Origin of the sequence: Nocardia sp. NPDC050713, assembly GCF_040654315.1 — a bacterium.
Taxonomy (GTDB): domain Bacteria; phylum Actinomycetota; class Actinomycetes; order Mycobacteriales; family Mycobacteriaceae; genus Nocardia.
Window position 1 is genome coordinate 611,837 of the sequence record NZ_JBFAHS010000002.1, and the last position, 23,212, is coordinate 635,048.

The following is a 23,212-nucleotide window of genomic DNA, read 5'->3' on the forward strand; positions in this document are numbered from 1 at the left end:
GGGCGATCTGCTCGCGGTGAAACGGAGCTCCGCGCACTTCCAGCGCCGCGAGCAACCGCGGGTCCTCAGCGCAGTGGCAGCACCATGGTGATGCTGGTGGTGCCCGCCCGGTTGACGATGCGCGAGCCGTCGACATCGACGAAGCCCAAGCGCTGATACAACCGTCGTGCCGGGTTCTCCTCGCGCACGCTGAGACTCATCGCCGGATAGCGTCCGGCGGCGGCGGTGACGAGCTGTTCGAGCATCGCCGTGCCAAGGCCGGTGCCGCGCGCCCGCGGTGCGACGGCGATCGCGAGTTCGGGAGTGGCGTCGTCGACGTAGCCGTATCCGGCGTCCGTGCCGGTCAGCAAGCGCAACCACGCCGCGCCGCAGGGGGATTCGGCCGGGCCGCCGATGACGCCGAGATCGCCGTCGGCTCCCCAGCCGTCGACGTAACGCGACAGCGCGGGAATGGTTTCCAGGTCGGCCACGGTCAGTCCCTGATCGGCGGCGTGCGATGCCTCGTAGAGCATTTCCCAGAGGAAGGGTTCGTCGGCGGTCATGGCTGGGCGTAGCGAAGCGGAGATCACGAATCCGAACATAGGAGAACCGTGCGCGCACGGCCATGCCATTTCCGGAGGCACACCGCACCCTGACGGCCGACACCACCTCCCGCACCGACTTCCGTCGCGCGGGTTCAGCGGCCGCGGACATGCCGCGCGGCCGACGCAGGCCGCAGCGTGCTCTCGCTGTTCGACGTGGTGTTACCGGCTGGCGGACGCGGCGTTGCGGGCGTGCTCCGCGACCCAGACACCGACCCCGATCGCCGTGGCCACCGGCCACGACACCAGTCCGGTGGCGGCCGCCGCGCCGAGCCCGCCGTAGTAGAGCATCGACTCCCGATCCGGCACTCGATGCAGCACCGCCGTGGTCACCGACGAGACACCGTTGGCCGCCGTGCGCGATCCGGGCGGAAGCGGGACTCGCGCCATCCGCACTCCGACCGTCGGAATCGGGACACGCACTCCTCCGTTCGCGGCGGGTCCGATATTCGATTCGGTTGCCGAGGGTTCTCCCGCCGATCCAGCCACCGAAGGTGCGGTCTCGGTTGGCTCGGTATCCGATTTGCGGGCCTGTTTGGTCTTGCCGGACATGACTGTTCCTTTCTCGACCTTGGACCTCCGCGCTGAGTATGCGAACAAGTCAACCCCTACCGGGCCCACGCCGCTATACCCCGAGAGGTTGGATTTCGGTCATCGACGGCTCTCACCTCCGGTCCCGCTGATCACGCAGGCAACGCAGACACATGGCGGCGACATTGGAGGCTTGACACACCCATTATGGTGTACTCCATAGTCGGGTATCGGGACGACGCGACCCCGAAACGTGTTCACTGACGCTTTCTCTCGCGTTCCGACCGCAGCCGCGCACCGAAGGAGCCGCCGATGTCCGCCGACGACCTGCAGCTGGACACCATCGAACTAGAGCGAGAAGGGCGGGTCCTCACCGCGCGAATCGTCGCCCCGCCGTGGAACTTCGTGACCCCGGCGGTGGTGCGCGATCTGGACACCTTCACCGCCGCCGTCGATGCCGACGACACCGTCGGTGCGGTCGTACTCACCGGCGGTCTGCCCGGCCGTTTCCTCACCCACGCCGACCCCGCCGCGCTGGCCGGCATGATCGACATGCCGCACCCGTTCGTTCCTGCCCGCGTCGCGGCGCCGTTCCTGCGCGCCAGCGCGGCCGCGCTGCGCCTTCCCGGTGTCGCGGACCTCGTCGAACGCCGCGGCGGGGGGCTCGGCGCGGGGCTGGTTTGGGGTTATCGATGGAAACGCACCACCCTGCGGATGAACCGCTCCGGCGTCGCCTACCTCGCCGCTGTCAACGGTCCCGCGCTCGGCGGCGGCCACGAGATCGCGCTGGCCTGCGACCTTCGCTACGCCGCCGATGCCGACCACGTGCGCCTCGGGCAGATCGAAACACTGGCCAACCTCATCCCCGGCGGCGGTGCGACCCAACGCCTGACGCGTCTGCTCGGCGCCGCCAAAGCCATCGAGATCATCCTCGAAGGCACACCGTTCACCGCCGAGGAAGCCCTGCGCCTCGGTGTGGTGCACCGTGTGGTGGCCGCCGACGAACTCCTCGCCGCGACCCAGGCGACCGCGGCCCGGCTGGCCGCCCGCAATCCCGTCGTCGTCGCCGAACTCAAGCGTGCCGTCTACTTCGGCACCGACAGATCTCTGTCCCGCGGTCTCGACGCCGAACAGGCAGGCTTCGTCTCCGTCGGCACCACCGCCGCGGCCGCCCGCACCACCGAAGCCTTCTTCGAGGACCTCGACCGCCTCGCCGACACACCCTTCCTCGCCGACCCCGGACCATGGGTCGACGGCACCCGCGTAGACCAGGTGAGCAAATGACGAAACCCACCCCTTCGGCCACCGAAGCGTGGCACAAGACCGCCTGCATTCTGTGCGAGAACAACTGCGGTCTGCTCATCCAGCTCGACGGTCGCCGTTTCGCCAAGATCCGCGGCGACAAAGACCACGTCGCCTCCGCCGGCTACACCTGCAACAAGGCGCTGCGCCTGGACCACTATCAGAACGGCGGCGCCCGCCTGACCAGCCCGCTGCGCCGCGAACCCGACGGCACCTTCACCGAAATCGACTGGGACACCGCGATTTCCGAGGTCGCTTCCCGGCTCGAAGAGGTACGTGCCCGGCACGGCGGCGACAAGATCTTCTATTACGGCGGCGGCGGCCAAGGCAACCACCTCGGCGGCGCCTACAGCGGAGCCCTGCGCCGCGCCCTGGGCAGCCGCTACCGCTCCACCGCGCTCGCCCAGGAGAAGACCGGCGAGGGCTGGGTCGACGCCCACCTGACCGGCGGCCACACCACCGGCGACTTCGAACACGCCGAAGTGTCGGTGTTCCTCGGCAAGAACCCCTGGCAATCCCACGGCGTGCCGCGCGCCCGCACCATCCTGCAGCAGATCGCCAAGGATCCCGCGCGCAGCATGATCGTCATCGACCCGGTGCGCACCGAAACCGCCGACCTCGCCGACGTCCACCTCCAGGTCCGCCCCGGAACCGACGCGTGGTGTCTGGCGGCGCTGCTGGCCATCCTGGTCCGCGACGATCTGCTCGATCACGGCTTCCTCTCCGCGCACACCAGCCAGGCCGAGGATGTCGTGGCCGCGCTGCGCGATGTCGACATCGCCGACTACGCCGACCGCTGCGGCGTCCCGGTCGAGCTGCTGCGCACCGCAGCCCACCGCATCGGCACCGCCGCCAGCGTCGCCACCTACGAAGACCTCGGCGTGCAGCAAAGCCCCAACAGCACCCTCATCTCGTATCTGAACAAACTGCTGTGGCTGCTCACCGGCAATTTCGCCGCACCGGGCGCGATGCAACCGCACTCGTGGCTGGTCCCGCTGGCCGGCTACAGCCGCGACATCCGCCGCAGCCCCGTCACCGGCGCGCCCGTCCTCGGCGGCATGCTGCCGTGCAACTCCATCGCCGAGGAGATACTCACCGACCATCCCGACCGCTTCCGCGCGATGATCGTCGAGTCCGCCAATCCCGCGCATTCCCTTGCCGATTCGACCTCCTTCCGCGCCGCGCTCGACGCGCTGGATCTGGTGGTCGTCATCGATGTCGCGTTCACCGAGACCGCCCGCCACGCCGATTACGTGCTGCCCGCGGCCAGTCAGTTCGAGAAGTGGGAAGCCACCTTCTTCACTCTCGAATTCCCGCACAACACGTTCCACTTGCGCGCGCCGCTGCTCGACCCGCTACCGGGCACGCTGCCCGAACCCGAGATCTACGCGCGGCTGCTGCGCGAACTCGGCGCGGTCTCGCGCACCCGGCTCGCGCTGTTGCGCACCGCCGCCCGCCTCGGCCGGCGCCCCTACGCGCTGGCCTTCGCGGCGCTGGTGGCCATCGACAAGAACACCGCGGGCTTGGCGCCGTATCTGCTCTACGAAACCCTCGGCCCCACCCTGCCCGGCGGCGCGCGCGCCGCCGCGGTGCTGTGGGCGTTGGCCCAGCGCGTCGCCCGCGTCCATCCCGCCGCCATGCGCCGCGCCGGACACCGCGACGCCGACGCCCTCTTCGACGCCATCCTCGCCGGACGCTCCGGTGTCACCTTCACCGTCGACGACTACGCCGACGCCTGGGACTACGTCCCGCACCCCGGCAAACGCATCCCCCTCGCCATCCCCGAACTGCTGCACGCCCTGCGCGCACTGGACACCACTGCCGCCACCCACACCAGCGCCGACTATCCGTTCGTGCTGGCCGCGGGGGAGCGGCGCTCCTTCACCGCCAACACCATCTTCCGCGACGACACGTGGCGTCGGCGCGATCCCGACGGCGCACTGCGCATGAACCCCGAAGACGCCACCCGCCTCGGCCTGGGCGCCAACGACCGCGCTCGCGTCACCACCCGCCGCGGCAGCGCCGTCACCACCGTCGAACTCACCGACCGCATGCAACCCGGCCACGTCTCCCTGCCCAACGGTTTCGGCCTCGACCTGCCCGACGGCACCCGCACCGGCGTCGCACTCAACGAACTCACCGACGTCACCCTGCGCGACGCCATCGCGGGCACACCCTGGCACAAACACGTCCCCGCCCGCATCGAACCAGCCTGAGGCGCACAAGGTTTCACCGCACTCGCCCCGCGCGTGCGACTGCGTCGCAGTGGCACAGGCACTTCCTCGACTCGATCGGTCCGGTGAACAGCTGACCTGGCCACTCGGGCGCGCTCGCCGGGGCCTTCGCGAAAACCTGTTGGCGGACCATGGCGACCGCTGCTACTTTCCGAAGGCCGTGAGAGACAACGAGGAGGTGGTACCCGTGAACGCAGTATCGACATGGGTGCTCCCCTCTGGGGTCACGGTCGGGCGATAGGTCGTCCGGGAGCGCCGTTCAACAGCACTCCCGAAAGGCACTACCGTGCAATTCATTTCCGAACAGCGCCTCGACGACGACAGCGTCGTGGAGCGCGCGTTCACCCTCGGCGAGATCCCCGGCATTCTGTGGACGTCCGTATCAGCATCCGAACCGGCGCCGCTGATCCTGCTCGGCCACCCCGGCGGACTGCCCATGATGTACCCCCGGCTGGTGGCCCGCGCACGGCACGCCGCGGCGGAGGGCTTCGCCACGGCCACCATCGAGCTCCCCGGCAGCGGTGACCGGCCCCGTTCGCCCGCCGCCGAGCAGGCCCGCGCCGACCTGCGCCGGGCGGTGACTGCTGGCGAGCCGGTCGATGACGAGATCGTCGACCGGCTCGTCCTCCCACTGGTCGACAAGGCGGTCCCGGAATGGCGGGCCGCCCTGGACGCCCTTCTCGCGCTGCCCGAGATCGGCGGCCCGGTCGGGTATTCGGGAGGGGTGATCTCCATCGGCGTCCGGCTGGCGGTGGTCGAGCCGCGCATCTCGGCCGCCGTTCTGTTCGCGGGGAGTTTCGTGCCCCGCGCCATGTTCGAGGAGGCCCGGCAGGTCACCATTCCGCTGCATGTCCTGCTGCAATGGGACGACGAAGGAAACGACCGGCACATGGCGCTGGACCTATTCGACGCCTTCGGCTCCGAAGAGAAGACGCTGCACGCCAATATGGGCGGGCATACCGGCGTCCCGCGGTTCGCCGGCGACGAGGCGAACCGGTTCTTCGCCCGGCACCTGAGGTGAGGCCGATCCGTCAGGCCCGCGGCAGACGATAGGAGCTGTCGGCCAGGATTCCGCTCGTCGACGACAGGTTCCGCCCCTCCTCGATGAGCGGTCGCCAGCAGATTCACCACCGCCCCGACCCTGGTGGTACCGGCCATCGGCGGTACCACCGCGGTTGGGGCGCTCGGCCACCAGCGCACGCCATCTCTTCGGGGATCTCCACGAGTGGATGTGGACGCGTGGCCGCCGCCGTCGGAAGACGTTGGTGGCGAGCAGGTTTCGCGCTCGACGACTCAGGTCATCGGTGCGGACTCCGCGAGCTTCTCGGATTCCGGGGCATCGGAGGGCGCGACCGGTGCGGGTTCCACGCGGACCCAGGTGTTGTTGACCGCCGACGCACCCGAGAACGGGTCGATCGACGAAGGGTCGTGCAGCAGGTTCACGTTCGCGCCGGGCAGCGACGCCGCGACCGTCCAGCCGACGCCGGGCTCGCGGTGTCCCCACCCGTGCGGGATGGCGACCGCGCCGGGCCGGATATCGTCGCTCACCTCGAGTGTGACCACGATCGAGCCGGTTGCGGAGCTAACCGTCACCGGCGCTCCGTCGCGGAGTCCGCGTTCGGCCGCGTCGTGGGGGTGCATCAGCGCCGTGCAGCGGTCCTTGCCCTTCACCATCGACGGCACGTTGTGCAGCCAGGAGTTGTTGCTGCGCAGATGCCGCCGACCGATCAGCTTCAAATCGAAACCGTCCGACGGCGCCGTCAGCGACCGGCCGCGCGCCGCGTCCTCGACCAGTTGGCGCGCGGCCGTCACGAAGTCCGGCGGCGCCAAACGCACCTTCTTGTCCCGGGTACCGATCAGTGTCCGCAGCCGCGGCCGCAGCGGTCCCAGATCGATTCCGCCTGCCGCCGCCCGCACCTTCCCGACGGTCAACCCGGCCAGCCCCTGCCGCAGCACACCGTAGGGGCCCGCCGCCATCGCCGCCGACGCCAGCCGCACCGGACTGAACTGCTCGAACACCGCGTTCACCGCGCGCCCGGTCACCCCGCGCACGGGCAGCGGAAGCAGCTCGGTGACCAGCCGGGCCATGATCTGCCAATCCTCCAACCCGTCGGCGGGCGGCTCGAACACCCGCGCGTCGTAGCGCACGTTGTTGCGGACGCTGAACACCGGGAACAGGATGTTGAGGTCCTCGCGCTCGAGCGGGGAGATCGGCGGCAGAATGATGTCGGCATGGCGGGTGGTCTCGGTGACGTACATGTCCACGGCCACATAGAAATCCAGCGATTCCAGCGCCGCGTCCAGCCGCCCGCGTTGCGGTGTGGACAACACCGGGTTACCCGCGTAGGTGATCATCGCCCGGATCCGGCCGCGACCTTCGGTGAGGATCTCGTCCGCCAACGCCGCCACGGGCAACTCCGAACGGAACGACTTGTAGGCGCCGGAGCGATCCGTCCAGGCCCCGTAGCCCATCGGCAGATACTTCGCGTACCGCGCGGCGTCGATCGGCGGGGTGGCGAACATCTGCCCACCGGGCCGGTCCAGATTCCCGGTGACGGCGTTGATCGTGTTCACCAGCCAATGTGTGAGCGTGCCCGTCACCTGCTGACAGACCCCGATCCGCGCGTACAGCACCGCGGACGGCGCGCTCGCGTGCTCGCGGGCCAGCCTGCGAATCGTCTCGGCGTCCACTCCCGCGTGCGGCGCCATCGCCTCCGGCGTCACCCCGGCCACCAGGGACTTCAACTCCGGCCACCCCGAGCACTGCGCACGAACCGAGACCTGATCGCACAGCCCCTCGGTGACCAGCACGTGCAGCATGCCCAGCAGCAGATACACGTCACCGCCGGGGGCCACGGCCACGTGCTCGTCGGCCAGGCGCGCGGTCTCGGTGCGCCGCGGGTCGATCACCACGACCGTGCCGCCGCGCTTGCGCACTTCCTTGATCCGCAGTTTCGCCCCCGGCATGGTGGTGATCGACCCGTTGGACACCGCCGGATTCGCGCCGAGGATCACCAGCCGGTCGGTGCGGTCGATATCGGTCACCGGCATCAGCACATTCGACCCGAACATCCGCCACGCGGCGAATTCCTGCGGGAACTGGTCGATCGAGGACGCGGTGTAGAAGTTGCGGGTCAACAGCACCGCCCGCAGCAGTGCGCCGTAGAGCACCGACGAGCTGTGCGCCGCGGGATTGCCGAGGTACATGCCGATCGCGCTGGGTCCGTGCTCGGCGCGCACCGCTCGCAGCCGCCGGCCGATCTCGGCGAACGCCTCGTCCCAGCCGATCGGCTCGAACGACGCGCCGACCCGCCGCACCGGGGTGCGCAAACGGTTCGGGTCGTGGTGCAACCCACCCATCGCCGTCGCCTTGGGGCAGATGTATCCCTTCGACAGCACGTCTTCGGGATTCCCTTCGATCCGCGTGACCCGCTCGTCCTCGACGGTGACCAGGATTCCGCAGTGGGCTTCGCACAACGTGCACTGCCGGGCAATGGTGGTAGCGCTCATGGGTTTTCGACACCTTCCGCCGGTCGCTGGCCCCAGGCTACCGCGCACCCCCGCCGCCGTAGATCCACTTACGGTCGGAATTCGGTCTCCTGCCCAGGTCGGATTCCGGTGACCTGCGAGCACCGATCCGGCGCGAGTGCGTCAATAGTCGAGGGCGTGTTCGGGTTGGCAGACATCCATGGGGGAGGGCAGGTAGCGGGCGATGGCGTCCAGGAGCGTGGCGCTGTCATCACTCGTGGGCGCCGCACCGCACAGGACGGGTACGACCTCACCGATGCGGGTGAGGGAGCGGATGCGGTGATGCAACCGGTCGAGCGGGATGTCAGGGAAGACGTTCGGATCCGAAGGGGCTTGTTCGATCACCGTTTTCACGAGCTTGCCGTACCACCGCTCGCCGACTGCCCACTGGCCGCCGTAGAGTTCGGCGGCCAGTGGTTCGAGTGCCCACAGCGAGAGCAGGTCGATGACGCCTTCGAACGGGGGGTGGGCGCCGAGGGGGATCTGCAGCGCCAGTGGGACCGCGCCGCGGGTGTCGGCGATCGTGCGGACGCAGCGGTCGAAATCCGCGGCGGGGTGGTCGAGTCCGTTGATCAAGCACAGGCGCGCGACCTGGTAGTCGTCGGCGACCCGCAACATCGTCTCGAGGCGCGAGGTGGGGCGCGCGGCGGCGTTCACGACCGCGATCACACCGTCGGCTACCCGGATGGACCGCTCCAGCTCCGCGACGGGCGCATGGCTTGTCAGCGCGGCGATACGGATCGTGTGCTCGACGCGGCCCGTCGTCCAACCGACCGTGACCCGGGCGCCGGAGCCGGGCTGTCCGCAGCGGCGGCGCAGAAGGTGGGCCACCCGGATGGTCTCGTCGGGGTCGCCGACGAGGGTGACGTTGCGGATTGCCTGTGGATCAATAGCTTTGGCGCCCATCGCGTTGCGGTACTCCAGATCGACTCGAGGTGTCGGGACGTCCTCGATCCAGACCGACCGTACCTCCGCCGGCGGATCGCCGGAGCGGAATTCGACCCCAAAGTAGAACGTGTTCCTATACGGTCGGGCTGTGCAGAAAGAACAACGGCCCGCCGTGCCAGACTGGTTCACTGCGGACGACGGCGTGGTGCGCCTGAAGGGAAGTCGCTGCGAGGTTTGCGCCACCCCGTATTTCCCGCGGAACACGCTGGCCTGCCGGAACCCGCAGTGTCCCGGTCCGAAGGATGGCTCCGAGCTCGTCGAGCATCTGTTTTCCAGACGCGGGCGGATCTGGTCGTACGCGGACGCTCGGTACAAACCTCCGGCGCCCTATGTCTCGCCCGATCCATTCGAGCCGTATGTCGTTGCGGCAGTGGAACTCGAGGCCGAGCAGATGGTGATTCTCGGGCAGGTCGTGCGCGGCCTCACGGTGGACGACCTGGCCGTCGGCATGCCGGTCGAATTGACCCTCGGCACGCTGTACGCCGACGAGGAAGCGGAGCACACGGTGTGGATGTGGAGGCCGATCGATGACTGACACGAACGATCGCGACATCGCCGTCCTCGGTGCGGGCATGCACCAATGGGGCAAGTGGGGGCGCAACTTCGTCGAATACGGGCTGGTCGCCGCCCGCGCGGCGCTGGCCGATGCCGGAGTGAACCACCTCGACGTCGGCTATATCGCCGGCGCGGACACCATCCGCAATGGATACCCCGGTTTCGTCTCGGGCGCGACTTTCGCTCAGGCGCTGGGGTGGTCGGGTGCGCGGATCTCGAGCAGCTACGCCGCCTGCGCCTCCGGTGCGCAAGCCATCGCCAACGCACGCGCCCAGATCCTGGCGGGATTGTGCGACGTGGCGCTGGTGGTGGGCGCGGATGCCGCCCCGAAAGGCTTCTTCCAGCCCGTCGGCGGTGAGCGACGCGATGATCCGGACTGGTTGCGTTTCCACCTGCTCGGCGCTACCAATCCCATCTATTTCGCGCTGTACGCCCGCCGCCGAATGGCGCTGCACGGCGCCACGCTCGACGATTTCGCCGCGGTCAAGGTGAAGAACGCCAGGCACGGCCTGAACAACCCGCATGCCCGCTATCGCAAGGAGGTTTCGGTCGAGGAGGTCGCCGCCTCGGCGATCGTCTCGGACCCGTTGCGGCTGCTCGACATCTGCGCGACCAGCGACGGCGGGGCCGCACTGGTGTTGACCTCGATGGAGTACGCGCGCCGGCACGGCGTCGCCGACCCGGTCCGCATCCGGGCGCTGTCGACCGTCACGCCGACATTCCCGAAAACCGTTCTCGACCTGCCGGATTTCGCGACGGACTCCGCGGTGGCCGTCGAAGCCCCGCCCCGACCGTTCCGTTCCGCCCTCGCCCACGCCGCGTACGAGGAGGCCGGGCTCGGTCCCGCCGATCTGTCCCTCGCGGAGGTCTACGACCTGTCCACCGCACTGGAGCTGGACTGGTACGAGGACATCGGGCTCTGCGAGACGGGCGGCGCGGAGGCACTGTTGCGCAGCGGCGCGACGACCTTGGGCGGACGTGTGCCGGTGAACCCCAGCGGCGGGCTGGCCTGTTTCGGTGAGGCGATCCCCGCGCAGGCCATCGCCCAAGTCTGTGAGCTCACCTGGCAGCTGCGCGGCCAGGCCGACGGCCGCCAGGTGGACAATGCCCGCGCGGGTATCGCGGTGAACCAGGGCCTGTTCGGCCACGGCTCGGCCATCATCGCCACCCGCTGACATCGCGGGTCTTTTCCAGGTCGGTCTCCGGAACCCGGGCCATGTCCGGGTTCCGTGACCGTGCGCTGCGTGGGCGCGATTTGAGGCAAACGCCTCATGCGACCACGGTGGCGGCGGACCGATGATCAGGGCATGACGAAGCGAGTTCGGGAAGCACAGAGATCACCGGTCATGACCGAATCGACATTCGAATCGGCGACCGTCGAGCGGTTCGATACACCCACTTCAGTGGGAACGCCGATCGGCGGGCGAGTCGATGCGGTCGACGTAAGCCGTCGTGTCGGGGCGCGACAGATTCTCCAGAAGCTGTCGTTGTCGGTCGAACCAGGCGAGTTGGTCGCCATCGCCGGCGGCAGCGGCGCGGGAAAGAGCACCTTGCTGGAGATCCTCGCGGGACTGCGACCACCCTCCGCCGGGGAGGTTCGGCACGACGGCGTCGTCCGCGGGGTCCGGGTCAGCGCCGATTCCCGTATCGGCTACGTGCCCCAAGAGGACATCATCCACCTCGAGATGCCCCTGCGCCGCACGCTTCGCTACGCGGCGCGGCTGCGGCTGCCCGCAGGCACCTCGGCGGCCGAGGCGGACCGGGTGGTCGAAGAGACGATGCGTGACCTCGACCTGGCCGATCGGGCCGAGGTGCCGGTCCGCGCGCTCTCCGGCGGCCAACGCAAGCGGGCCAGTATCGCCGTCGAGCTGCTGACCAGGCCACACCTGTTCTTCCTCGACGAACCCACCTCCGGGCTCGATCCGTCGACCGCGGCCGATGTGATGCGTCTGCTGCGCCGACTCAGCCAGCGCGGGGTCACCGTCGTCCTCACGACGCATGAGCCGACCGGCATCGACCGATGCGACCGGGTGGTGTTCCTGGCGCGCGACGGTCACCTGGCCTTCACCGGCAGCCCGACCGAGGCTCGGCGCTACTTCGGCGTCGAGGATCTCGCCGAGGTGTACGAGCGGCTGGCTCACGAGGACACCCCACAGATCTGGGCGCAGCGATTCGCGGACAGCGGTGAGAACCGGCCTGGCTCGGCTCTCCCGCCCATCCCCGCCACCCGTTCCGACGTCGAGCGCACGGACATGGTCCGGCAATGGTGGCTACTCAGCCGACGCAATGTCGATGTTCTCCTTCGCAACCGGCTGACCCTGGCGGTCCTGCTCGGCTCACCGGTGCTCGTCACGGCGATGATGGCGACGCTGTTCCAGCGAGACGCGTTCGATCCGCGCAACGCGGCCGACCTCGGCCCGGCCCAGATCGTGTTCTGGATCGCGTTCGCGGGCTTCTTCTTCGGCCTTACCTACGGCCTGCTCCAGATCGTCGGGGAGATGGCCGTCTTCCGGCGCGAGCGCCTGGCCGGACTCAGCGTGGGCGCCTACGTGGCGTCCAAGGTGACAGCGCTGCTTCCGGTGCTTGCCGGAGTGAGCGCGGTGCTGCTCGGTGTGCTGCGGGCGCTCGGTCGGCTCCCCGCCGTCGGCTGGGACGTCTCCGCCTTGCTGTTCGTGACGATCGTGATCGAGGCGACCTCGGCACTGGCCCTCGGATTGCTCGCCTCGGCCGCGGTCTCCAACGCCGCGCAGGCCGCCCTCGCCTTGCCGATGCTCTGCTTCCCTCAGGTGTTGTTCGGTGGCGCCATAGTCCCCGTCGACGAGATGGCCCTCCCGGGACGCTTGATGAGTCTGGGCCTGTCCAACCGTCACGCATTCGAAGCGCTGGGTCGCGACCTGGATCTCGAGCGCTACACCGCCACGCTGCCTGCCATGTCCGCCTACGGCGACACCTTCCACGGAGGCACCGGCGCCAGTCTCCTCGCGCTCGCCTCGTTCGCCGTCGGCCTCGTGCTGGCCACGATATGGGTCTTGGATCGGCGGTCCCGGCCCGGCGCATCCCGCTGAAGTACCTGGGGCAGCGGATGTTTCACTGTCCGACGGCCGTATGGACCGGGAAGCCCGCCAGCCCCCGGTCGATCGCGGCGAGACTGGCCTGCGTGCGGTTGTTCACGCCGAGTTTGGCGTAGACCCGTTCGACGTGGTTACGCGCCGTCTTCTCGGCGATGAACAGTTCGGCGGCGATTTCTCTGTTCGATCGGCCCTGCGCGACGAGTCGCAGGATCTCGACCTCTCGGTCGGTCAGCCCGGCCGGCCAGGGCGTGCGCCGCGAGTTCCGCGAACCGGCCACCGCGAGCACGGCCGCAGTCGACTCGGCGTCGAGGCGTCCGGCGCGCGCCTGCTCTCGTATCCGATCGGCAGCGCCGTGAGGATCGAGCGACGCCCGGTCGGGACGCGGCTCGAGCAATCGCTGATAAGCGTCCGCCGTGGCGAGCAGCCGGTCCTGCGCGGTCAACTCCGCGCCGGCGATCCCCCGGGGAAAGCCGGACCCGTCGATCCGTTCCCGGTGCTTCATCGCGAGGGGCACCACCGGCTCCAAGCCGTTGACCCGACTCAGTATCCGGCCGGTCAGATCCGGATACATCCGTACCCGTTCCCATTCGGCTGTGGTGAGCGGCCCCTTCTTCTCCCAGATCCGGTTGGACACGCCCATTTTGCCGAGGCCGTGCACCAGACCGGCACGGTAGAGATGGGTGATGTCCGACGGCGACATGCCCAGATGCCGGGCCGCCCCGGCCACCAGGTTCGCGACGCCACGCGAATGCCCCAGAGCGAACGGCGATTTGAGATCGGCGAAATCGGCCATGGCCTCGAGCAACTCGTCGCTCTCCTCGGCCGTCAAGGTTCGGTCACGATCCGGTGCTCGGGCCAACGCCGCTGTCCAGACGTCGATTTCGAGCAACCCGTCCACGATCGCCGCCGCGTCGCGCTCGAACACCGCCGCCACGGCTGGGCTGAACTGACTGCCGCGCCGAGAACGGACGACATCCTTGGCGTGCTCGAGCCCGCCCGTGCGCAGGTGCACCTCGACGACGTCCGCGACGTGCGCGATGTGGATCTCGACCGGGATATCGTCTCCGCGGGAACCGTTGGGCAACCCCCGGCCGTCCCAGCGTTCGAAGGCATGGGCCAGCGCCTTCGCGACCTGCTCGTCCAGACCCATCCGATCGGAGAGAACCCCGGCGGAACTGCAATGGGACTGGATCAGTGTGGCGACTTGGCTGCGGGCGGTGACCAGAAAGGACGTGGCACGGATGCCGCGCTCCCAGCCCGGCAGTCCCCGTCCGACATGACTCGTCATCAGCCGCAGAAACGCGAGGCCGGTCATGTCCACCGTGTAGGTGTCGGCCCGGAAGGCGATGTCGTCGCCGAAGAGCGCCGAGAGCTCGTGGGAGTCGGCGTGACAACCGATCCACCCGACCAGATTGGCGTAGTACACCGTCGCCCGCTGTTGCGGGTCGAGACTCATCCGCTCGGCGATCCGTGCCGCGATCAAGGACGAGCGAAGCATGTGTTCCATCGGCTGACCCAGACCGAGGTCGATCGCCAGCGATATCGCGGCGAGCAGTTCGGCTCTGCTCAGACCCTTTCCCGAGCCGGGCGGCATCCCGTGCGGGTGCATCTTCCCATTGTCCTAGACCTGGCCACCCAGGAAGCCAGGTCTCATCCGAAGAAGTCGGCTCAGATGCAGAAGCTCAGCGACACCGATCCGAGCGGAATGTTGAGGCAGATGACCACCGGGCCGAGTGCGGGGGTGGTCTCGGGCGAGGGCGCGGCCGACGCGGTGGGCGCGGCGATGGTGCAGACGGACAACGGGATCACAATCGCGGCGAGCGCCGCGGCAGCCTTGGCGAGCATTTCCATGGTTCCTTTGCTGAGAGACGATAACGACTTACAACCGTGACTCTCCTCGATGGTCCGCCGACGCGGTGACGGGGACAAGGCTTGCCGCCACATCGCCCGGTCACCGGGGGTTTGTTGTGTGAAAAAGATACTCACGGTTCGATGTGTCCGGTTTCCACGAGCTTCGAACAGGTCGCGGACGTTGTTTCAGACCGCAGGCATGGGAAAACAGCCAGTCCCGAATCGAATCGCCCAGCGGGGGAGTCGCGCCGACTTCACTCGCCGCCTACCGCGCCCGGCGGGGGACCGATCGGCTCGAGCACTCGCTCGACCAAGGCGGTGTTGCAGTATTCGACGACCTCGGCCAGACGCCCGTCGGCGACGCGGAAGATCATGCAGTAGGTCTGCTCGTACGTCTCGCCTCGCGTGGTGATGCCGTGGCCGCGCGCCTGCACCACGACACGATCGCCGTCGCCGACGATACTGTCCGCCTCCAGCCGATAGCTGCTGAACTGCGCCATCAACGGCCGCAACATCTCGTGCAGCACAACCGATTTCGGCGCCCAGGTACCCGCCCAGGACCAGTCGCCGGGAAAGATCCACGCGAAATCGTCGGCCATCGCCTCGCCGAGCGCGCGCATATCGCCGCGGGCCATCCGATCGAAGATCTCGCGCACCAGTTCCTTGTTCGCGTTCTGCACAGTCGCCATGATCGTCACCACATTCCGCATTCGGTCGCACACCAATCTAGCCCTCGCGCAAACGTTTTCGAGACCCCGATTGTGGGGCATGCACGGCGGGCGAGGCCTGCGCCTCGGCGGCCCCGGCATCGGCCGGTGCGGTCCTCGGCCAATGCGGGTCTGCGACAAAAACAGCATGATCAGCGGCGGACGACGTCGAAGAGAAATCCCTCCATCGTGACTCCTGGCGCGAACGAGAACGCGACGCCCGTCGAAATCGGCTTGTTCGTCACTGCCTGACCGGCGATCCGCTCGAGCACGAAGATCAGCGAGACGCTCGACATGTTCCCGTACTCACTCAGCACATCCCAGCTCGTCGACGCGGCTTCCGGCGGCAGGCCGAGCGATCGCGCGGATTCGAGCAGGATCTTCGGCCCGCCCGGATGGATCGCCCACACATCGATGTCCTGCTGCCGCAATCCATTGCGGCGCAGAACGTCTCCGACGACGGGAGCGACGCCGTTGTAGATGTACTCGGGTACGTTCTCGGACAGCTCACAGCTGATGCCGTCGTGGTTGACGCCGACCGCGATGCCGTCGTCGGTTCCCTCGAACAGGTGAGTGAAGTTGTCCCGGATGACGATCGTCCCGGATTCGGCCTGCTCCGCCCCTCGCCGTGCCCCGATGACGACCGCACCGCACCCGTCGCCGAACAGGCTGTGAGTCACCGCGTCGTCGATGTCTTCGACGGGGACGGCATGCACCGAGTTCAGCTCGATACACAGGACCATCGCCTTCTTGCCCGGGTTGGCCCGCACGAAGTCCGAGGCAGTGCGAATTCCGTTCATCGCTGCCGCACAGCCCATGAAGTTGACCACCAGGCGAGCGACCGACCGAGGCAGTCCGAGATCTTCGACGACCGCGACATCCACGCCGGGCGCGATAACACCGGTGCTCGTGGCGAACACCAAAAGGCCGAGATCAGCCGGGTCGACACCATCGAGCGCGCGCCGAGCCACATCGATCGCCAATGGAACGGCATGGCGGTAGAACAGGTTCATGCGATCCTGGATCTTCCTCGTTTCGCCACCAGGCGCGTGAAGTCGAGGATCCAGCGGGTCGACCGCGAATCGCCGGCTGTCGATCATGGTCTTGCCGAAGATGCGCCTGACCCGGGTTCGCTGCTCCGGATCGGTGAACTGTCCAGCCATCCAGTCCGCTGCCTCCGATTGGTCGAGGACCAGACTGGGCGCGCCGGTCGCGATCGCCTCGATGACGGGTACGGCCGTCGGCGGCGCCGACAGCGTCGTGTGCTGGCGCGCGTGCACAGCCGTGCGGGTGAGCAGTGCCTGATCGAGAACAATGGACATAGCGCCGGTTCTTCCTCGCGTGGGCGATCGGGGATGGGTACTCCCATCGTCGAGGAGCAAATGTTCGGCAAATAGACCCCCAAGGGGGCGCGTGCACCCACCCCCGGTGTTGCCCAGAGCGCGCCGGCGCAGTCAGTCCTCGCTGGTACTGCGTGCCGCGGCGAGGAAGTCACGAACCTTCCGCAGGTCCTTGACGCCAGGGCTCGCCTCGACACCGCTCGACACATCAACGCCCCACGGCTGAACCGAGCGAATCGCCTCGACGACGTTGTCGGGGCTCAGCCCGCCCGCGAGCATCCACTTGCCCTCGGGTTTGCGAGCCTCGAGCTCCGAGAGGTCCCATCGTTCACCGGACCCCGGCTTCGGCGCGTCGAGAAGAAGCGCCTCCTCACCGAACGCGCCAACGGTGAGATCGGGGTCCGCCTTCAGAGACGTCGCCCGCCAGACTCGCGGGACGATCGCCAACGCATCGGTGAAGTCGTCGCGCGTGTACGCACCATGCAACTGCAACACCGTCACACCGAGCTTCGCGGCGGTTTCCGCGCCCTCCACGGCGGACATGTCGTTGACGACCAGGACCGTGTCGACCCGGCCAAAGGCCGCCGCCACGATCTCGGCAGCCGCGCCGAACTCCAGCCGCCGGGGGCTGGTCCGATTCATCACCACACCTATCGCGTCGGCTCCGGCTTCGACCGCCGCGTCCACCGCGGCAACGGAAGTCAGTCCGCAAATCTTCACGTACACGACAACGAACCTACCGCGCCCCGGAAGAGCTATTCCGTTCCATGCGGCGCGCGGCCGAACTCGTCGCTCGACGGACCTGACCACGCTCATAGGGGACGATGACGCCGAGTGCGGTGAGACCGTCAGCCGACGCCATCCACATTGCCAGTCGAGGCCTTGCAGGTGGCATTCGCCGTGACCGCTCTGCTCGCGATCGCCGCGCTGTTCGGCACCGGCCTGTATACCTCGCCGACCGGTCGGCCCACCGAGCACGAAGATCCTTGGCACGTCAGGCCGAGATGGGTAGGTCTGGGAAGTTCACCAAGCGATACGTCACAGTGACGTTTTGCTTGGTGATCTCCCGAGCGCGGGGAAGTGGCGCCAAGTCGAATCTTGGCCAAATCCTAGATATTCGGATGAGATCCGAGGAACGCCGGAAAATTTCCGACAGCGAAATCTGCGGCCAAGGGGACACCGCGTCGGCGTTCCGCGCAGCACGGGAACCCGCGAGCGTGGTCGCCGAACGGAGGATCCCGACTAGGCCGACGCAGCGCCACAGCACGCAAACCGGCAGCGCCGCAAGCAGATCCAACCCCTTCCAGCGGCGCCGTTCTCGCGCCGATAATCTACATTATGTCAAGTAATGGTTCGCCTGCACTCCCCGCGACTCGGGCCTGGCCCGCATCCCCGGCGATGTCGCGAACGACGCACCATCGTCCGTCCCCTCGGGCTGCAATGACGTGCCAGCCACGTCGCGCATTAGGCGAACACGGCGAGACTGACGTCGCGCGACACCCCGACGACGCGGACGGCCTTGGTGCTCAGGCCCTGACCGCTGGCGCCAGAATCTGCTCGCACCACTCGCGGAAGCTCGTCGGGCTCGCGGTCGCGTCGGTGCGCGGCACGCCGTGGTCGAGGCCGTTCTCCTTGGCGCGCATCATGTCGACGTAGGCGGTCGCGATCGGATCGCTGACGCCTCGCGCGGTCAGTGCGGTGCGGAAGTCGTCGAGAGACTGTCGCTGATAGCGGATGGGGCGGCCGAGCACCTCGGACATGATGTGCGCCATGTCGTTCGGCGCCAGATCCTCCGGTCCCAGCAACGCGACCTCGCCACTCCCCGACCAGGAGCGGTCGAGCAGCAGGCGGGCGGCCGCCGCGGCGATATCGCGGGTGGCTACCATCGGCGCCTTGCTGTCGGCGGCCGCGGTGCCGGTGAAAACGCCGTCGTCGCGGATCGAAATCGCCTGCCACAGCAGGTTGTCCATGAACGACGGGTTCGCCAGCGCCCGATAGGCCACGCCCGAACTCGCGATGAGATCGTCCATGGCCAGCGATGCCGTCACCTGCCCGGCGCGACCCGCGACGGGAGTACCACGCCCGAGCGCCGAGACACCAACGACGCGGCCGACGTCGTGGGTGGTGAACGCCTTCACGGCGGCGCGCGTGAATCCGGAGAACGCGGCGTCCAGATCCGGCGCGTAGAGGTCGGGCGGAACCAGCCAGAAGACCGCGTCCGCGCCGGCGAAGGCCCGGTCCAGGACGTCGGCGTCGCCGTGCGATCCGGTGACGATATCGACGCGGGAGCGGATCGCCTCGGGGAGCTTTCCGGGATCGCGCACAACGACGCGCAATTCCTCACTGCGATGGGGTGTTTCGAGCAGGATGTCCAGCAGTCTGCTGCCGATGTGACCTGTGGGAGCGGTGATTACGATCATGCTTCGAGTCTCGTGACAGTTCTTCGCCGCGTCCAAGACCCTTTTCGCAGATTGATACCGTGAGGGTATGGATCTGGATCTGCGCAAGCTCCGCTACTTCGCCGCGGTGGCAGAGCACCGGCACTTCGGCCGGGCGGCGGAGAAGCTCTACATCGCCCAACCCGTGTTGAGCCGTCAGATCAAGGCTTTCGAGCAGGAATTGGATTGCGCACTGCTCGTGCGAACCACCCGCAACGTGGAACTGACCGCCGCCGGGAAGCAGCTCTACGAGGAGGCGCAGGGGATCCTCGCGGCGGTCGACGCGGCGGTGCGGCGCGTACACGATGTCGACCGCGGCGTGCGACGGCTGGTGGTCGCCTTCTCCCCCGGATTGCGTGTGTCGGAGGCGATCCGGGAATTCGTGAGGCGTCACCCGGAGGTCGAGACCGATGTCGTCCCGGCGCGCCGGTGGGAGCCGGACGCGCCGCTGCGCGACGGACGAGCTCAGATCGGTTACCTGCGAAGACCTTTCGATGAATCCGGCATGCGCGCCATCCCCGTCGGTCACGAACCTAGGGTTGCCTGTATGCCCGCGGCCCATCCGCTCGCGTCGCGCCGGGAACTCACCCTGGCCGATCTCGATGGTGAGCGGATGCTCGACATCCGGAACAGGCGGACGTTGTCACTGGAAGAGAAGTTCGAGCTCATCGCCTCCGGGCACGGTCTGGCGCTCGTCCCTGTGAGTGTGGCGCGCGCCTACGTCCGCCCGGACCTCGTCCACCGCCCCGTCACCGACGCCCCCGGGGCTGAGAGATGCCTGGTCGTCGCCGTGGACCACCACGACAAGCTCCTGCGCGAATTCCTCGACATCGCCATCACGACGCTGCGGCACTGATTCGGCTGTCGCGACGGGCGGCGCGTCGGGAGCCGACCAGCAATAGGCCAGCGGCGATCAAGAGGACCAGCAAGGGTGACGGGCCGCCGACCGCGACGGTGACCAGGGTCCAACCAGCCACAACCCACGCGAGGAACGCTGGCGGCGTGATGCCTCGACGGTCCAGCCACAGCACCATCAGGCCGATCAGGAGGAAGGGCACGCCGAAGCTGAATACGGTGTACCACAACGTGGCCTCGGCGTAGTTCATCGCGGTGGCATCGACCTTCCACCCCTCTCCGTTGAACCAGTCCGTGGCGTAGTCCGGGGCAGTCTCCACGAGCGCACCCACCGTGTGCCCGACTCCTGGAAACAACACAATGAGCCAGCCTGCCCATTTGATCATGCGAACTCCCCTCTCCGTGCGTGGAACCGTGTGGCTCCACTCCGCAGCTGCGGCCTCGCCACATGCGTTCGCCTCGCCGCGACGACCGGGCCCTGTTCTTGCATACGGCTGCGTATAGCTGAGGCTAGCCATGAAATACGGTGGCGTATAGATGGGGAAGGCATGAGAGGAGTCACATCGCCGCGCCCTGAGGGGCATATCCGCCGGTCTCCTGTTCCGCGGTGAGAACATGGTCGACTTCTCCGGCGACCAGGCAGCGCGTCGGCTATCTCGCGCCACAGCGATCGGCACGCACGGCCAGTTCGGACCGCTCGGCGACCAGAGGCCAACTCCCCCAAAGCGATTCGAGAGCGGCACGGAGTGGTTGACATAATCCGCAAGGCTGGGATTATGTCGAATGGTCGGGTGTTCAACTAATCTCGAAGTAGTGCTTGGACATTCACATGCGACCAGCGGCGCGTTCGCTTGGTCGGTGGCGGCGGCGACGCTGCCTCTCGCGGCGTTGACCTATCCGGTATTGCAGAGCAGCGAGGCCCGATTGGGGCCGGTGGACGTCGTTCTCGGCGTCTTTCTCACGGCGGGCGCGGCGCTGCTCCCCGATGCCGATCATCCCAAAGGAACGATCGCGCATGTGCTCGGCCCGCTCACCTATTTCCTCTGCAAAGTCATATCGAAAGTCGCCGGTGGACACCGGCAAGCCACGCATTCGTTCGCGTTCGTGATCGCGGCCGCGTACGGCACGTGGGCCGGAATGCATTGGATCGGCCGGGGATTCACTCTCGCGCTCGTGTTCTTCCTGCTTGCGCTGGCGGTGCGCGCCCTGCACCTGTACCCGCCGGGCGACGGGATCCGATCCTGGGGCACCATCGTCGTGCTCGCCACGGCGGGCACCTTCGCCATGGACCACTGGATCAGCGATCGACCCGCCTGGCTGCCGTTCTGCGTCGGCCTCGGCGCCTTCGCCCACCTCATCGGCGACTGCCTCACCGACCGCGGCTGCCGCCTCTTCTGGCCCTTCAAGCTCCGCACCTGCCTGCCGATCATCGAACGAACCGGGAACAAGGTCGAAACCTGGATCCTCACACCGCTGTTCGCCGTTGCCACACTCGGCGTGCTGTGGCACGTCTTCACCACGACTCCGTAGCGGACGAGGTGGGCCACTGCGTCGGCCCACCTCCCCTTGTCTGTGCTTCTTTCATCGGTAGATCGTGAGAAGTGTCAGCTAGTTGAGAGTTGGCAGGTAGTTAGATATGCATATCTCGATAGCGGGATTCCCAATGAAGGAGCGATTGGCCACATGCGGCCGAGGTCCGCCGAAGCCCCATCGAATGCGAGCGCCTCCCTCGACGGTCTCAACTCTTCAGCCGTCGCGTGCGCTGCCTCGCAAGACGTTGCGCCACTCCCCTGTTCACGAGCCCGACAGCCACCACCGAGCGCCGATGCCGAACGCAATCAGCTCGGCTTCGCTGCGCTCGCCGACCTCATGTCCGCACCGGAACTGTTCCGCCCTCCTAGCGTCTCCCCTGCGAGTTCACCGATCCACTAGCAGCTCACGGGATGCCGCCGGGCCGCGGCTGCGCCAGCAGAACCACAGCGATGTTCCCGGTAAGCACCTGCCGCGCCGCAGCCCACTACCGCAAGGCACCAATCGCGCCCCATCGTTCCCGGCATGGCGTGCTGCTTCCCTCCCCTGTCTTTGCTTCGCCCGGCTCGCCGGGCGTTGGGGTTCTGTATAGGGAAAGATAGTTAGATGCGCATATCTACATAGCGCGATGTTAAATTTTCTGCCGTCGGTTTTCGCCGAGACCAACCCCACCCACGGATACGCTGACCGCATGCTCGCAGGCTGGACCATGCAACCGCACCGCTGGACGCCCCCACCCGCCCCGGAACGGGCCCGCGCGAAGCGCAGCACTCCCCCGCTACCGCCGGTCACCCGCATCGAACTCCCCGGCGAGGGACCCGAGGACGTGGTGCGCACGCCGGACGGGAAGGTGATCGCGGGACTCGCGAACGGCGCGATCGTGAGCGTCGACCCCGTCGACGGATCGGTGCGCGAACTGGCGAACACCGGCGGCCGCCCGCTCGGGCTGCACGCCGATGCCGATGGCTCCCTGCTGATCTGCGATTTCGCGCGCGGTCTGCTGCGCTTGGACCCGGACGGCACACTCGAGGTGCTGGTCGACGAGGTGGACGGCGAGCGACTCGCGTTCGCCAGCAACGTGGTTCGCGATCTCGACGGCACCATCTACTTCTCCGCGTCCTCGGCCCGTTACCCGCTGGACCAGTGGATGGGTGACCTGCTGGAACATTCCGGCACCGGTCGCCTGTTCCGGCGCGACCTTTCCGGAAAGGTCGAAACCCTCCTGGGCGGACTGCAATTCGCCAACGGCGTGGTGCTCGCCCCCGATCGCTCGTGCGTGCTGGTGGCCGAGACCGGCGCGTATCGGGTGACCCGCTACTGGCTGACCGGGCCGCGAGCCGGTACGCACGATCGGCTGATCGAGAACCTGCCGGGATTTCCGGACAATATGGCGCTCGGCAGCGACGGCTTGGTCTGGATCACGTTGCCCGCGCCGCGAGATGCCTTGCTGGACCGCCTACTCCCCCGCCCCGGCGTGCTGCGCCGTGTGGTGTGGTCGCTGCCCGCGTGGGCGCGTCCGAAGCCGCCGCGGACGGTGTGGGTGCTCGCGGTCGATTTCGATGGCACAGTCGTGCACGATTTGCAGACCGAGGGCACGGAGTACTCGATGGTCACCGGGATGGTCGAGCACGAGGGCATGTTGTATCTGGGCAGCTTGACCGAGTCGGCGATCGCCATGACCCGCGTGCCTCGCTGAGGCTTCCACCAAACAATCTCAGTGCACAGTTGTACACTGAATGCC

Annotated in this window: 20 protein-coding genes; 9 read left to right on the forward strand and 11 right to left on the reverse strand. The window is 67.8% G+C overall.

Features of this window, described 5'->3' with window-relative positions; genetic code table 11:
- Positions 1–65 precede the first annotated feature (65 nt).
- Together AB0H49_RS06255 and AB0H49_RS06260 are read right to left on the reverse strand one after the other, a co-directional pair.
- A complete protein-coding gene (locus AB0H49_RS06255; RefSeq protein WP_357247794.1) occupies positions 66–581 on the reverse strand; it encodes a GNAT family N-acetyltransferase in 516 nt (171 codons plus the stop codon).
- 162 nt (positions 582–743) lie between these two features.
- Positions 744–1,133, reverse strand: coding sequence for a hypothetical protein (locus AB0H49_RS06260; protein ID WP_357247797.1), 390 nt, complete (start codon positions 1,131–1,133; stop codon positions 744–746).
- Between the two features lie 291 nt (positions 1,134–1,424).
- On the opposite strand from AB0H49_RS06260, the gene AB0H49_RS06265 reads away from it, so the two are divergent.
- From AB0H49_RS06265 to AB0H49_RS06275, 3 genes are all read left to right on the forward strand, one after another.
- On the forward strand, positions 1,425–2,396 hold the full coding sequence (locus tag AB0H49_RS06265) for an enoyl-CoA hydratase/isomerase family protein (protein ID WP_357247800.1): 972 nt from the start codon (positions 1,425–1,427) through the stop codon (positions 2,394–2,396).
- On the forward strand, positions 2,393–4,630 hold the full coding sequence (locus tag AB0H49_RS06270; protein WP_357247803.1) for a molybdopterin-dependent oxidoreductase: 2,238 nt from the start codon (positions 2,393–2,395) through the stop codon (positions 4,628–4,630). Before AB0H49_RS06265 ends, AB0H49_RS06270 begins: the two co-directional genes overlap by 4 nt.
- Before the next feature lie 304 nt (positions 4,631–4,934).
- On the forward strand, positions 4,935–5,669 hold the full coding sequence (locus AB0H49_RS06275) for an alpha/beta hydrolase (protein WP_357247806.1): 735 nt from the start codon (positions 4,935–4,937) through the stop codon (positions 5,667–5,669).
- A gap of 272 nt (positions 5,670–5,941) precedes the next feature.
- Here the strand turns inward: AB0H49_RS06275 and AB0H49_RS06280 are convergent, their stop codons facing one another.
- Positions 5,942–8,158 carry a molybdopterin oxidoreductase family protein gene (locus AB0H49_RS06280; protein ID WP_357247809.1) on the reverse strand — a complete coding sequence of 739 codons (2,217 nt, stop codon included), beginning with the start codon at positions 8,156–8,158 and terminating at the stop codon, positions 5,942–5,944.
- Positions 8,159–8,299: 141 nt separating this feature from the next.
- Entirely contained in the window at positions 8,300–9,082 is a 783-nt protein-coding gene (locus AB0H49_RS06285; protein WP_357247812.1) for a GTP-binding protein, read from the reverse strand.
- Positions 9,083–9,269: 187 nt separating this feature from the next.
- On the opposite strand from AB0H49_RS06285, the gene AB0H49_RS06290 reads away from it, so the two are divergent.
- The 3 genes from AB0H49_RS06290 to AB0H49_RS06300 all read left to right on the forward strand — a co-directional run bounded on the left by AB0H49_RS06290 (position 9,270) and on the right by AB0H49_RS06300 (position 12,744).
- Positions 9,270–9,659, forward strand: a complete 390-nt coding sequence (locus tag AB0H49_RS06290; RefSeq protein ID WP_357247991.1) for an OB-fold domain-containing protein — start codon at positions 9,270–9,272, stop codon at positions 9,657–9,659.
- On the forward strand, positions 9,652–10,854 hold the full coding sequence (locus AB0H49_RS06295) for a lipid-transfer protein (protein ID WP_355001307.1): 1,203 nt from the start codon (positions 9,652–9,654) through the stop codon (positions 10,852–10,854). The genes AB0H49_RS06290 and AB0H49_RS06295 overlap by 8 nt, the downstream gene beginning before the upstream one ends.
- Positions 10,855–10,950: 96 nt before the next feature.
- Positions 10,951–12,744, forward strand: a complete 1,794-nt coding sequence (locus AB0H49_RS06300; RefSeq protein ID WP_357247816.1) for an ATP-binding cassette domain-containing protein — start codon at positions 10,951–10,953, stop codon at positions 12,742–12,744.
- 22 nt (positions 12,745–12,766) lie between these two features.
- On the opposite strand, the gene AB0H49_RS06305 is transcribed toward AB0H49_RS06300, so the two are convergent.
- From AB0H49_RS06305 to AB0H49_RS06330, 6 genes are all read right to left on the reverse strand, one after another.
- On the reverse strand, positions 12,767–14,359 hold the full coding sequence (locus AB0H49_RS06305; RefSeq protein WP_357247819.1) for an HD domain-containing phosphohydrolase: 1,593 nt from the start codon (positions 14,357–14,359) through the stop codon (positions 12,767–12,769).
- A gap of 59 nt (positions 14,360–14,418) precedes the next feature.
- On the reverse strand, positions 14,419–14,595 hold the full coding sequence (locus tag AB0H49_RS06310) for a hypothetical protein (RefSeq protein WP_355001304.1): 177 nt from the start codon (positions 14,593–14,595) through the stop codon (positions 14,419–14,421).
- Positions 14,596–14,855: 260 nt separating this feature from the next.
- Positions 14,856–15,290, reverse strand: a complete 435-nt coding sequence (locus AB0H49_RS06315) for a nuclear transport factor 2 family protein (RefSeq protein ID WP_357247824.1) — start codon at positions 15,288–15,290, stop codon at positions 14,856–14,858.
- Positions 15,291–15,460: 170 nt separating this feature from the next.
- Positions 15,461–16,630: a 3-oxoacyl-[acyl-carrier-protein] synthase III C-terminal domain-containing protein gene (locus AB0H49_RS06320; protein ID WP_357247827.1), complete on the reverse strand. Its 1,170-nt coding sequence runs from the start codon at positions 16,628–16,630 to the stop codon at positions 15,461–15,463.
- Positions 16,631–16,762: 132 nt separating this feature from the next.
- On the reverse strand, positions 16,763–17,374 hold the full coding sequence (locus tag AB0H49_RS06325) for a phosphoribosylanthranilate isomerase (RefSeq protein ID WP_357247830.1): 612 nt from the start codon (positions 17,372–17,374) through the stop codon (positions 16,763–16,765).
- Positions 17,375–18,174: 800 nt separating this feature from the next.
- On the reverse strand, positions 18,175–19,068 hold the full coding sequence (locus AB0H49_RS06330) for an NAD(P)H-binding protein (RefSeq protein ID WP_357247833.1): 894 nt from the start codon (positions 19,066–19,068) through the stop codon (positions 18,175–18,177).
- A gap of 67 nt (positions 19,069–19,135) precedes the next feature.
- On the opposite strand from AB0H49_RS06330, the gene AB0H49_RS06335 reads away from it, so the two are divergent.
- Positions 19,136–19,942 (forward strand): LysR family transcriptional regulator, encoded by an 807-nt coding sequence (locus AB0H49_RS06335; protein WP_357247836.1) that lies wholly within the window; start codon positions 19,136–19,138, stop codon positions 19,940–19,942.
- Here AB0H49_RS06335 and AB0H49_RS06340 read toward each other — a convergent pair.
- Positions 19,923–20,327: a DUF6463 family protein gene (locus AB0H49_RS06340; RefSeq protein WP_355001299.1), complete on the reverse strand. Its 405-nt coding sequence runs from the start codon at positions 20,325–20,327 to the stop codon at positions 19,923–19,925. The genes AB0H49_RS06335 and AB0H49_RS06340 overlap by 20 nt on opposite strands.
- A 427-nt stretch (positions 20,328–20,754) precedes the next feature.
- Here AB0H49_RS06340 and AB0H49_RS06345 point away from each other — a divergent pair, with 427 nt between their 5' ends.
- A complete protein-coding gene (locus tag AB0H49_RS06345; RefSeq protein ID WP_355001298.1) occupies positions 20,755–21,471 on the forward strand; it encodes a metal-dependent hydrolase in 717 nt (238 codons plus the stop codon).
- Between the two features lie 691 nt (positions 21,472–22,162).
- Complete coding sequence (locus AB0H49_RS06350) at positions 22,163–23,167, forward strand: SMP-30/gluconolactonase/LRE family protein (protein ID WP_357247840.1); 1,005 nt, start codon at positions 22,163–22,165, stop codon at positions 23,165–23,167.
- Positions 23,168–23,212: the final 45 nt, after the last annotated feature.

Bases quoted from the DNA above. Each gene is read 5' to 3' on its own strand.
- AB0H49_RS06340 (WP_355001299.1), bottom strand. From the start codon at position 20,327: ATGATCAAATGGGCAGGCTGGCTCATTGTGTTGTTTCCAGGAGTCGGG.
- AB0H49_RS06310 (WP_355001304.1), bottom strand. From the start codon at position 14,595: ATGCTCGCCAAGGCTGCCGCGGCGCTCGCCGCGATTGTGATCCCGTTG.
- AB0H49_RS06265 (WP_357247800.1), top strand. From the start codon at position 1,425: ATGTCCGCCGACGACCTGCAGCTGGACACCATCGAACTAGAGCGAGAA.
- AB0H49_RS06330 (WP_357247833.1), bottom strand. From the start codon at position 19,068: ATGATCGTAATCACCGCTCCCACAGGTCACATCGGCAGCAGACTGCTG.
- AB0H49_RS06285 (WP_357247812.1), bottom strand. From the start codon at position 9,082: ATGGGCGCCAAAGCTATTGATCCACAGGCAATCCGCAACGTCACCCTC.
- AB0H49_RS06295 (WP_355001307.1), top strand. From the start codon at position 9,652: ATGACTGACACGAACGATCGCGACATCGCCGTCCTCGGTGCGGGCATG.
- AB0H49_RS06255 (WP_357247794.1), bottom strand. From the start codon at position 581: ATGTTCGGATTCGTGATCTCCGCTTCGCTACGCCCAGCCATGACCGCC.
- AB0H49_RS06260 (WP_357247797.1), bottom strand. From the start codon at position 1,133: ATGTCCGGCAAGACCAAACAGGCCCGCAAATCGGATACCGAGCCAACC.
- AB0H49_RS06300 (WP_357247816.1), top strand. From the start codon at position 10,951: ATGCGACCACGGTGGCGGCGGACCGATGATCAGGGCATGACGAAGCGA.
- AB0H49_RS06335 (WP_357247836.1), top strand. From the start codon at position 19,136: ATGGATCTGGATCTGCGCAAGCTCCGCTACTTCGCCGCGGTGGCAGAG.
- AB0H49_RS06315 (WP_357247824.1), bottom strand. From the start codon at position 15,290: ATGGCGACTGTGCAGAACGCGAACAAGGAACTGGTGCGCGAGATCTTC.
- AB0H49_RS06270 (WP_357247803.1), top strand. From the start codon at position 2,393: ATGACGAAACCCACCCCTTCGGCCACCGAAGCGTGGCACAAGACCGCC.
- AB0H49_RS06305 (WP_357247819.1), bottom strand. From the start codon at position 14,359: ATGCACCCGCACGGGATGCCGCCCGGCTCGGGAAAGGGTCTGAGCAGA.
- AB0H49_RS06320 (WP_357247827.1), bottom strand. From the start codon at position 16,630: ATGTCCATTGTTCTCGATCAGGCACTGCTCACCCGCACGGCTGTGCAC.
- AB0H49_RS06280 (WP_357247809.1), bottom strand. From the start codon at position 8,158: ATGAGCGCTACCACCATTGCCCGGCAGTGCACGTTGTGCGAAGCCCAC.
- AB0H49_RS06350 (WP_357247840.1), top strand. From the start codon at position 22,163: ATGCTCGCAGGCTGGACCATGCAACCGCACCGCTGGACGCCCCCACCC.